Raw genomic sequence first — 10,230 nt, forward strand, 5'->3', positions numbered from 1 at the left:
TTTCGCCCGGTGCAAGCACCTGACGCAGCAAGCGGCCCATCGCAACCCGCACCACGTTTCGTGACGATCGCGAAACGTCCCTCACGGTGGCACGGGCTGGGGAGACGTATAGTTCCGATTTGCGGAAGAGTCAAGAGGGTATTTCGAAATTCGGAAGCAGCGAGGATGGCCGACTTTGTGAGGCGGGCTATTCTGATTCGCCGTACCCGACCCGCCGGCTGCTCCCGCGCCGATCGCTGTCATCAATCTGAAACAGTCGTGCTCTAACCGCCTGACAGGCCGTCTTGCCGGAGACGACCGGTCTTCGACGGTTCCGACACTCGCGCCATGCCATTCAAGTTCATCCACCTCACCGACACGCATCTTGCGAGCCCGGGGCTGAGACTCTACGGCCTGGATCCCCGCGCGCGCCTGGACGCCGCCATCGCCGGTATCAACGCGCACCACTCCGATGCGGCATTTGCCGTCGTGACCGGCGATCTCACCCATTGGGGCGAGGCCGAGGCCTACGTGAATTTCGCCGAGGCCATGGCGGGGCTCGACATGCCCTACATCGCCATGGTTGGCAATCATGACCGGAGGGCGACGTGCACCGACGTGCTCAAGGCTGCGCCGCGCGATTCCAGCGGCTTCGTTCAGGGAACGCGGCAAACCGAGCACGGCCTCTGCGTGTTCCTCGACACGCTGGACGAGACCAGCCACGCGGGAGAGATGTGCGCCGAGCGCCTCGGCTGGCTCGAGAAGTCACTCGCCGACGCGCCCGCCGACATGCCCTTCTTGGTCTTCATGCACCATCCGCCGTTTCCGGTCGGGGTCCACGCGATGGACAGTATCGCGCTGAAGCAAAGCGGCGAGTTTGCCGAGGTGATCGCTCCCTATCGCGCGCGCATCCGCCATCTGTTCTTCGGCCATGTTCACCGGCCGGTGTCCGGCAGCTATGGCACGATTCCGTTCTCCACCTTGCGTGGCACCAATCATCAGGTCTGGTTCGAACTCGACCCCGCGGCCGATCATCTCGCGAGCCATGAACCGCCAGCCTATGGCGTGGTGCTCGTGGATCGCGAAACGCTGGTCGTGCATACCCACGATTTCCTCGACGTGAACCCGCGCTTTCCCTTCGCCGCCCCGGAGGGGATGGAGGACCGCGAATACGCCCTCAGCTTTTGCGGCGACGCGAGATGAGCCTCGCTGAACCCGCGGCGATGCCCGTCGCGATGCCCGCGCCGCGGCGCCTTCACGTGGGGAGGCGGTTTGCCGCCGGACTAAAGGCTTCGCTCCCCGCCTATCTGCTGCTGCTGCCTTCGCTCGTGTTCCTGGCGCTCTTTACCTATGGTGCGGTCGGACGCGTGATCTCCGACGCGCTTTTCCAGCGCGCCACCCCGAAGGCGCCGAGCCGTTTCGTCGGGCTCGATAACATCGCCGCGGTGCTCGCCGATCCGGCCTTCACCGGCGCGGTCACGAACAACGTCGTCTATGGGGTCGGCACGGTGGTGCCTGGCATGGCGCTCGCTTTCCTGATGGCGCTCGCTCTGTCACGCACCAATACGGTGACCAGCGTGCTGCGCGCCGCGCTGTTCCTGCCCGTGCTGATCCCGCTGGTCGCCGCGTCGGCGCTGTTCCTGTTCATCTTCCTGCCCAATGTCGGGCTGCTCGACTACTACATCGGCAGGCTGCTTCCCGTGCTGCCGAACTGGCTCGGCGATCCCGATATCGCTCTTGCCGCGATCATGGCGATCACCGTGTGGAAGAACGCCGGCTACTACATGCTGTTCTTCCTCGCCGGGCTCCAGGCCGTGCCTGAGGACGCGATGGAAGCGGCCTATCTGGACGGGGCCGGCCCATTCCAGCGTCTCTGGTACATCATCCTGCCAGCGCTGCGCCCGACCTTTCTGTTCGTCACCGTGATCGCCGGTCTCAATGCCGTGACGCAGGTCGACCACGTCTTCGTCATGACCAAGGGCGGACCATCGAACGCGACCAGTCTCGTGTTGCTGTACATCTACGAACAGGCGGTCGAGCATTACGACGTGGGCAGGGCATCTGCCGCGACGCTGCTGACGCTCGCAGCCTTGATGAGCCTCACCGCGCTCTCCTTCCGGTCGTTGGCGAACCGGGAGGCCGGGCCATGAGGCTGTTCAAGGACGCGCCGCTCGCGACACGGGGCGAGATTACGCCAAAACTCGGCTTTGCCTTCGTGGTGTTGCTCGCACTCGTTTGGCTCATTCCCTTCCTGTGGATGGGGGTCGCATCGCTCCGGCCGCCATCCGACGGCATCAACGCCATGGCGGTCCTGCTGCCGAGCCTTTCGCCTACCCTGGCAAACTTCAGGGATGCGTGGGAGATCGCCGATTTTCCCCTCTATTTCCTCAACACGACGATCATATGCATGGGTATCCTGCTCGTGCAGTTCGTCACGGTGACGCTCGCGGGCTTTGCCTTCGCGCGCCTGGCCTTCGCCGGAAAATCGCTGATCTTCTACCTGTTCCTGATGCAGCTGATGCTGGTGCCGGTACTGCTGATCGTGCCGAACCTGACGCTGGTGGCGAAGCTCGGCCTCTACGACACCCTGACCGGCGTGATGATGCCCTTCTTTGCCTCGGCTTTCGGCACCTTCCTGATGCGGCAGGCGTTCGAGGCGATCCCGCGCGAGCTCGAGGACGCCGCGAACATCGACGGGGCGGGCGTGCTCCAGCGCATCCGTCACATCTATGTGCCGCTTTCGCTGCCGAGCTTTTCTGCCTTCGCCATCGTCTCCGTGACCAGCCATTGGAACGACTTCCTCTGGCCGCTGATGGTGATCAACTCGCCGCACAAGCGTCCGCTCACCGTCGGTCTTTCGGTCTTCACCGCCACGGCGGAAGGCACTCAGGCCTGGGGCACCATCGCCGCCGGCACGTTGATCGTGATCGCTCCGCTCCTTGTCACCTTCCTGATCTTCCAGAAGCGCTTCATCAGTTCGTTCGTCACCTCGGGCATCAAATAGGAGATCTTCCGATGCTGTTTTCCCGCCGGCTCATGCTCGGCCTCGCCATGGCCGGGGCACTTGCCCTTCCTGCCCTCGCCGAGGGTCCGACCGAGATCGACCTGTTCTTCCCCGTCCCCGTCGACGGGAAGCTCGCCCGCGACATGGGCACACTGATCAAGGAGTTCAACGACGGCCATCCCGACATCAAGGCGACCGCTGTCTACACCGGCTCCTATGACGAAACGCTGATCAAGACGCGCGCAGCGATCAAGGCCGGCAAGCCGCCTTCCGCCGTGATCATGTCGGCCAACTTCCTGCTCGACATGCAGATCGAGAGCGAACTGACCAATCTCGACGGCTTGATCGCCGCGGACGGACAGACGAAGGAGCAGTTTCTCGGCCAATTCTTTCCGGCGCTTCACGGCAACGCCGTGATCAACCGCTCGGTCTATGGCGTGCCGTTCCAGAATTCGACGCCGCTGCTCTACATCAACGCCGAGCACGCCAAGGCAGCCGGGCTCGATCCGGACAAACTGCCGCAGACCTGGGCCGAGGTGACCGATTGGGCCAAGAAGCTCACCAGGCGCGAGGGCGACAAGGTGACCCGCTGGGGCCTGGCGATCCCCTGCGCCTATGACTATTGCGGCTGGATGATGGAAGCCCTGACCATGAGCAATGGCGGGCGCTACTACAACGAGGAGTTCGGCGGCGAAGTCTATTACGACACGCCGTCCATGCTCGGCGCGCTCACCTGGTGGGGCGATCTCGTCGCCAAGCACAAGGTCCATCCGCCTGGCCCCCAGCCGGGGCCGGCCGTGAGCACGTCGTTCATCTCGGGCAACGCCTCGATGATGATGCTCTCCACCGGTTCGCTCACCTTCGTGCGCGCCAACGCCAAATTCCCCTACAAAGTGGCATTCATCCCGCGCAACGTCCGCAACGCCGTGCCGATCGGCGGCGCTTCGCTGATCGTTCCGGCCGGCCTCGAAGCGGGCAAGCAGAAGGCCGCCTGGACGCTGATCAAATGGATGACCTCTCCTGAAAAGAGCGGATGGTGGAGCCGGGCCACCGGCTATTTCGCTCCGAACAAGGGCGCCTACAAGACGCCGGACATGATCGAGTTCCTCAACAAGAATCCGGATGCCAAGACCGCCGTCGATCAGCTCGACTTCGCAAAACCCTGGTTCGCCACCTACAAGACGGTCCCGGTGCGCAAGACCCTCGAAGACGAGGTGATGGCGGTGTTGAACGGCAAGAAGCAGCCGAAGGAAGCGCTGGCTGCCGCCCAGAAAGCGGCCGACGGGTTGCTCAACCCCTACAACGCCGAGACTGCACTGAAGCTGCCCTGAGTAGGCGGGAGTCAAGGACATCGGACCTCGGCGTCCCGTCACCGGGCGCCGAGGCGTTTGGCTACGACAATTGCGGTGCGCACGCTGGATTCCAACCAGGCGAACCAGCCTGCGGCGCCACGATCCCGAAGGGGCTCACCCCGCCAGCGCCATGCCGGCTTCGTCCACCAGCCGCACGAAGCCGTGCTCGACGACCGTATTGCGGCCGCGGTGCTTGGCTGCATACAGCGCGGCATCCGCAGCTTCGATAAGGTCGCCGGGGCGGCCCACGTCGCTGGGCAGCGTGCAGGCGACGCCAACGGAGACGGTGACGGCCTTGTGGCTCGAGGTGGCGTGCGGCAGCTCGAGGTCCTGGATGGCCGCGCGCACGGCCTCGCCGACTTCCATGGCGCGCAGCGCGCCGGTGTTGGGCAGCAGCAGGCAGAATTCCTCGCCGCCATAGCGCGCGGCAAAGCCGAGATTGTCGGCGGCGATCCCGGCCAGCGTCTCGCCGAGCCTGGTCAGGCAGGCATCGCCCTCCGGATGACCGTAGGTGTCGTTGTAAAGCTTGAAATGGTCGACGTCGATCATCAGCAGCGACAGCTCGCTGCGATGTTGCTGCGCCTTCATCCACTCGAAATCGAGCCGGCTCTGGAAGCCGCGGCGGTTGGCCAGGCCCGACAGCATGTCGATGGAGGCCATCACCGTGAGGCGGTCGTTGGTTGCCAGCATCTCGCGCTCACGCTGGGAAAGCTGCGCCGCCATCGCGTTGAAGGCGCGCGCCAGCGGCACGAATTCGGAAGGCAGGCTGCCATGGGCGACGCGGGCCGACCGCTCGCCCCGGCCGAAGCGCTTGGCGACGCCGGTCATGGTCTCGATCGGCTCGATCAGCAGTTTCTCCGCGCCGATCAGCGCGCCCAGCAGCACGAACAGGCAGACGAAAGCGAGCTGCAGGTAAGCGGTGCGGATGTCGCGATCGATCGACGCCGTAACCTTGCTCTCGTCCACGCTCATCACCAGCCGCGCTTCCGTGCCGCGAATGCGCACGAAGCTGACGTCGCGCCTGGCGCCGTCGGTAGCGGTAAAGGACATCGAGCCTTCCGGCGTATCCGAAAGCAGCGCCTTGTCGGCGATCGCCGACATCGCGGGAAGCGTATCGATGGAGCGGCCGATCAGGCTGGCAAGGTCGTCGGGCGCGGCGAGAATGGTTCCCTTGCCGTCGATCATGACGGCGGTAAAGCCGGCACGGCCGGAGAGCCGCGTCATGCTTTTTGACATCCAGTCCAGCGTGACGCCGGCGACGACGACGGACTCCTGGTGCGGATCGATGGCGGATACGGGATAGGCTGCCATCACCATCGGCTTGTCGATCTTCCTGGCGATCAGGAAATCGCTGAAGACGAAGTCGCGGGTTTCCCGCGCCTTCCTGAAATAGGGACGGTCGCTGATGTCGAGGCCGACAGGTGCATTCATCACCGAGCATTGCACCCGGCCGTCGCCGCCGACCACCATGACGTTGCGGATCCAGGGCAGGTTGTGCGGCAGGCTCGCCCGCAGGACGTCGCAGGAGCGGGCGATGCTGCCGGAGGCGCTGACATAGGCGGTCGATTTCAGGACGGTGGCGACGGAGGCGATCACCCCGCGCTGGGTTTCGGCGGTGCGCTCGGCGAGCTCGCGGAATTCTTGCGTCGCCTGCGCGAGCTGTGCGGCGCGCGTCCCGTCCAGCGAGCGGACGCGTTCCATCATCAGCGGCGCAACCAGCAGCAGGGCAAGCAGCGCCAGCCGGGCCCGTATACCCAGCAGTTTCTTGAGTTTCACCCTCTTGCGGCTGAATGCGACGCGCGACATGTTCATCCCTGTCCCCGGAGCCAAGCTAGCGGGAAGGGTTCAAAAAGGCCTTCCCGAACTTGGTAAAATTCAAGGAAATCCCGCCGCACGGCGGGTGATGCGAGCGAGGCGATGACGTCAGACACGAGCGAGGTAACCGCGCCTTTACCAAGCGGCCTGGCCGCCGTGGAGCAGGAGATCGCGCGCGCCTGCAGGGATTTCGGGCGGGACCGTGCCTCGGTGACGCTGATAGCGGTATCCAAGACCTTCGGCGCGGAGGCCATCGTGCCCGTCATTGCGAAAGGACAGCGCGTGTTCGGCGAAAATCGCGTGCAGGAAGCCAAAGCGAAATGGCCGGCGCTGATGGCTGCCTATCCCGGCCTAGTCTTGCACCTGATCGGGCCGTTGCAATCCAACAAGGCAAAAGAGGCGGTGGCGCTGTTCGATGCGATCCATTCGGTGGACCGGCCGAGCATTTGCGAAGCGTTAGCCAAGGAGATCAAATCCCAGGGCCGCCATCCGCAATTGTTCGTCCAGGTCAACACCGGCGAGGAGCCGCAGAAGGCCGGCGTCGCGCCGCAAGAGGCCGACGCCTTCATCGCCGCCTGCCGCGACAAGTATGGCCTCGAGATTTCGGGGCTGATGTGCATCCCGCCGGTCGACCAGGCGCCGGCGCCGCATTTCGCGCTGACCGCCAAGATCGCCGCGCGCAACGGCCTGAAGAATCTCTCGATGGGCATGAGCGCGGATTTCGCCACCGCGATTCAGCTGGGCGCCACGCATGTGCGCGTGGGCTCGGCGATCTTCGGGCATCGGTGAGTGCCAGATCCTCACCCTCTCAGGATGAGGGTCTAATGCCGTCGATGACGATCTAGCTAAACCCCACCGACACTTTGCCCAGCGCGCCGAAATCCACGGCACAGAAATCGCCGGCCTTGATCGGCAGCGGCTTGTGGCAGGTGCCTGTGGTGACCACGCGGTCCGCTTTCAAATTGATGCCGAGCTGGCGCAGTTCGTTGGCGAGCCAGGTCAGCGCGACGCGGGGATCGCCGAGCACGTTCTTGCCATGGCCGATGAATCGTTCGCCGGCCATCGCAATGACCGGGCGCTCTTCGATCAGATCCATCGACCGCCAGTCCGCCGTCGTCGCCGGCCCCAGCACGAACAGATGCGCGCAGGCATTGTCGGCGATCAATTGCGCTTCGCCGGCGCCGGCAAAGTCGGCGAAACGCGAATCGGGAATCTCGATGGCGGGATGCAGCGTGTCGACGGCATCCAGCACCTGCTGCATGCTGTACGGCGTCGAGCGCGCCGGAAGGTCCACGCGCATGCGGAAGGCGAATTCGGGCTCGGCGACGGCCATCTCGTTGCCGGCCATCGACGCCGTTCCGCCGTCGGGGATCACGGTCTCGGCGAGGATGCGGCCCGCCATGGGTCCCGGGACATTGATGTGCTTCTGTCCGGCCTCGCTGGTGGCGGCGATCTTCCAGCCGAACAGATGCGTGGCGGAGTAGCGCTCGATCGCGGCCTGGATCGCGTAACCCTCGGCGCGGTTCACCGGACGATACCAGTCGTCGAGCGCCGCTATCTTCGTGCCCGCCCGCCAGTTCTCATGCAGCGCCTGCGACGCCGACGTCACCTGATGTCTTTCCAGCATAATCCGTGGTCCCCGAAATGTGCTTCATCCAATCACGATCCGCGTCAGCGGACCCATCCTTCGCAATAGCCGCAGCATGGCCGATCTCGTCATCGAAATACATCCTGCCGTCGGCGAAAAGTTGACGCGCGCCAGATGCAGGAACACGGCGCTACCGCGGCCGGCGATGCGGGGGCTGAAATTGTGGTCGATCTCGACGATGAAGTCGTAGAGGTGATCTTCCCGCCGCAAGCGGTCCCCGGCTTCGCCCCGGGCAAGGCGGATCGCCCGATTGTAATGACGGGAGGCCGGATCCTCGCACCAGGCATCCTCGGCGCGGATCGCGCGCACGGCCAGGAAGGTAGTCGGGCGGACGTGACGGTCGGCCCGCCACCACAGCCGCTTGGGACGGAAGACGCCGCGGGGCGTTCCGCCATCGCCCTCGCGCTTGTTGGCCTTGATCCCGCCACGTCCGAGCGCGACCGGTAGGGTCAGGCCATCGGCCGTGAGCCAGCCCCGGCGAGGGTCGCCGGCGCTCGCGCGGACGCGAATGAACGACAGCGGCCGATCACGGCGACCTGTCTGATAAGTGATTGAAATATCGTGACTTCCCATGCGATTCGACGAATCCCCGGTTGCCAGCTTGCGGCAAATTGCTCTATTTCACGGCGTTCGAAAACAATGCTCGAAACAGGCCGGGGAATCTGGAGTAGACTGGCTCCCAGCTTGAGAATCTGTAACAGCCCCTTACCTGAACACGAATGGTCTGAAGACCAGACGGCTTTCAGTTGCGTAACGGCTGCAGGCGTCTCGCGCCTGTGACCGCTGCCCGCCCCTCAAGGATCGTACCGATGCCCAATGCCCGCAAGATATTGATTGTGGATGACGACACCGATTTGCGCGACACGCTGGTCGAGCAATTGTCGCTGCATGACGAGTTCGAGGCTTCCGCAGTCGATACCGGCGCCAAGGGCGCGACCGCCGCCAAGAACGATTCGCCTGATCTCGTGCTGATGGATGTGGGGTTGCCCGATACCGACGGCCGCGAGGTCGTGCGCTCCCTGCGCAAGGGCGGCTTCAAGGCGCCGATCATCATGCTGACCGGGCACGATACCGATTCGGACACCATCCTGGGCCTCGAATCCGGCGCCAATGACTACGTCGCAAAGCCGTTCCGTTTCGCCGTGCTGCTGGCGCGGATCCGCGCCCAGCTCCGCCAGCACGAGGCGAGCGAGGACGCCGTGTTCTCGGTCGGCCCCTACAGCTTCCGCCCCGGTTCCAAGATGCTGACCGCGGCAAATGCGCGGAAGGTGCGGCTCACCGAGAAGGAGACCGCGATCCTGCGCTTCCTCTACCGCGCCGGCCAGCAGCCGGTGTCGCGCGAGACGCTGCTGCAGGAGGTCTGGGGCTACAATTCCGGCGTCACCACCCACACGCTGGAAACCCACATCTACCGGCTGCGCCAGAAGATCGAAAAGGATGCGGCCAATCCCGAGATCCTGGTGACGGAAGCCGGTGGCTACAAGCTGGTGCCGTGATACGATTCGGTTGCACGATTCGTATCCGCGTGTAGTGAAACCGGCCCTGCATGTCGATCGAAGATGATGTAGCCCTGCTGGAGCGCGTGCCGACCCTGCGCCTTCTGGGTTCGGCGGCCTTGCGCATGCTCGCGATCGGCTCCGAGCTGCGCAATTTCGGCCGCGGCGACGTGTTGTTCAACGCCGGCGAGGATGCCGACGCCGGCTTCGTGGTCCAGCGCGGCGCCTTCCGCATCGAAGACGGCATCTCCGCGGAGATCGTCGCCGGCCCCGGCACGCTGATCGGCGAGCTTGCGCTGGTCGTGGCGATGAAGCGGCCCTCGACCGCCGTCGCGCTCGACCATTCCGCTGTGATCCGCATCCCGCGCAGCCTGTTCGCCCGCGTGCTGGAAAGCGACCCCGCCGCCGCGCGTCGCCTGCGCGACGAATTCGCCACCCGCACCAGCCAGATCGCCAGCGACATCCTGATGGCGGGCGGGAAGTTGAGTACGTAGCGGCCGTCGTCCCGGCCAAGCCAACGGGTCGCGCGAATGCGCGCCCGATGACAGGCTCCGCGCGAGCCGGGACCCATACGCCGCGGCCTCGCTTGTTTGCGCTGGAGTTGGTTGCCTTCACTAAACCGACGGCGGTGGTTATGGGTCCCTGCGTTCGCAGGGACGACGTTGAGAGCTACACCTCCAGCACCGCCGTCACCGGCACGTGGTCGGACGGGCGGGCCCAGCCGCGGGCATCGCGCAGGATGCGGAAGTCGGCGACCTTGTCCTTGAGCGCTCGCGACACCCAGATGTGGTCGAGCCGGCGACCGCGGTCGCCGACGGTCCAGTCGGCGGCGCGGTATCTCAACCAGGTTTAGAACTTATCCGACAGCCGAAATTTTTCTCGCGCCACGTAGATCCAATCGCCGTGGCTTTGAGCGGCGAGAAGCTTTTCCGTCTC

10 protein-coding genes and 1 pseudogene are annotated in these 10,230 nt (G+C 64.8%); 7 read left to right on the plus strand and 4 right to left on the minus strand.

Annotation, left to right across the window (positions count from 1 at the left end):
* The first annotated feature begins 327 nt into the window (after nt 1–327).
* Genes ACT4OC_RS31560 through ACT4OC_RS31575 form a run of 4 tightly spaced genes read left to right on the plus strand, consistent with a single transcriptional unit; the run spans nt 328 to nt 4,314 of the window.
* Complete coding sequence (locus tag ACT4OC_RS31560; protein WP_444842985.1) at nt 328–1,182, plus strand: phosphodiesterase; 855 nt, start codon at nt 328–330, stop codon at nt 1,180–1,182.
* Entirely contained in the window at nt 1,179–2,129 is a 951-nt protein-coding gene (locus ACT4OC_RS31565; protein WP_444842986.1) for a carbohydrate ABC transporter permease, read from the plus strand. Before ACT4OC_RS31560 ends, ACT4OC_RS31565 begins: the two co-directional genes overlap by 4 nt.
* Nucleotides 2,126–2,983 carry a carbohydrate ABC transporter permease gene (locus tag ACT4OC_RS31570; RefSeq protein WP_444842987.1) on the plus strand — a complete coding sequence of 286 codons (858 nt, stop codon included), beginning with the start codon at nt 2,126–2,128 and terminating at the stop codon, nt 2,981–2,983. Before ACT4OC_RS31565 ends, ACT4OC_RS31570 begins: the two co-directional genes overlap by 4 nt.
* An 11-nt stretch (nt 2,984–2,994) precedes the next feature.
* On the plus strand, nt 2,995–4,314 hold the full coding sequence (locus ACT4OC_RS31575) for an ABC transporter substrate-binding protein (RefSeq protein ID WP_444842988.1): 1,320 nt from the start codon (nt 2,995–2,997) through the stop codon (nt 4,312–4,314).
* A gap of 135 nt (nt 4,315–4,449) precedes the next feature.
* Here the strand turns inward: ACT4OC_RS31575 and ACT4OC_RS31580 are convergent, their stop codons facing one another.
* Nucleotides 4,450–6,141 carry a diguanylate cyclase domain-containing protein gene (locus ACT4OC_RS31580; protein WP_444842989.1) on the minus strand — a complete coding sequence of 564 codons (1,692 nt, stop codon included), beginning with the start codon at nt 6,139–6,141 and terminating at the stop codon, nt 4,450–4,452.
* Between the two features lie 111 nt (nt 6,142–6,252).
* Between ACT4OC_RS31580 and ACT4OC_RS31585 the strand changes: the two genes are divergently transcribed.
* Nucleotides 6,253–6,939, plus strand: coding sequence for a YggS family pyridoxal phosphate-dependent enzyme (locus ACT4OC_RS31585; RefSeq protein WP_444842990.1), 687 nt, complete (start codon nt 6,253–6,255; stop codon nt 6,937–6,939).
* A 52-nt stretch (nt 6,940–6,991) separates the two neighbouring features.
* Here the strand turns inward: ACT4OC_RS31585 and ACT4OC_RS31590 are convergent, their stop codons facing one another.
* Both ACT4OC_RS31590 and ACT4OC_RS31595 read right to left on the minus strand, forming a co-directional pair.
* Entirely contained in the window at nt 6,992–7,777 is a 786-nt protein-coding gene (locus ACT4OC_RS31590) for a 2-keto-4-pentenoate hydratase (protein ID WP_444842991.1), read from the minus strand.
* 24 nt (nt 7,778–7,801) lie between these two features.
* On the minus strand, nt 7,802–8,371 hold the full coding sequence (locus ACT4OC_RS31595; RefSeq protein ID WP_444842992.1) for a L,D-transpeptidase family protein: 570 nt from the start codon (nt 8,369–8,371) through the stop codon (nt 7,802–7,804).
* A gap of 236 nt (nt 8,372–8,607) precedes the next feature.
* On the opposite strand from ACT4OC_RS31595, the gene ACT4OC_RS31600 reads away from it, so the two are divergent.
* Both ACT4OC_RS31600 and ACT4OC_RS31605 read left to right on the plus strand, forming a co-directional pair.
* Nucleotides 8,608–9,294 (plus strand): response regulator transcription factor, encoded by a 687-nt coding sequence (locus ACT4OC_RS31600; RefSeq protein WP_291616272.1) that lies wholly within the window; start codon nt 8,608–8,610, stop codon nt 9,292–9,294.
* 50 nt (nt 9,295–9,344) lie between these two features.
* Entirely contained in the window at nt 9,345–9,788 is a 444-nt protein-coding gene (locus ACT4OC_RS31605; protein ID WP_444842993.1) for a cyclic nucleotide-binding domain-containing protein, read from the plus strand.
* A gap of 175 nt (nt 9,789–9,963) precedes the next feature.
* On the opposite strand, the pseudogene ACT4OC_RS31610 reads toward ACT4OC_RS31605, so the two are convergent.
* Nucleotides 9,964–10,230: pseudogene (locus ACT4OC_RS31610) on the minus strand (exodeoxyribonuclease III); the annotation flags it as partial.

The sequence above is a fragment of the Bradyrhizobium sp. genome (assembly GCF_052389815.1).
GTDB lineage: Bacteria > Pseudomonadota > Alphaproteobacteria > Rhizobiales > Xanthobacteraceae > Bradyrhizobium.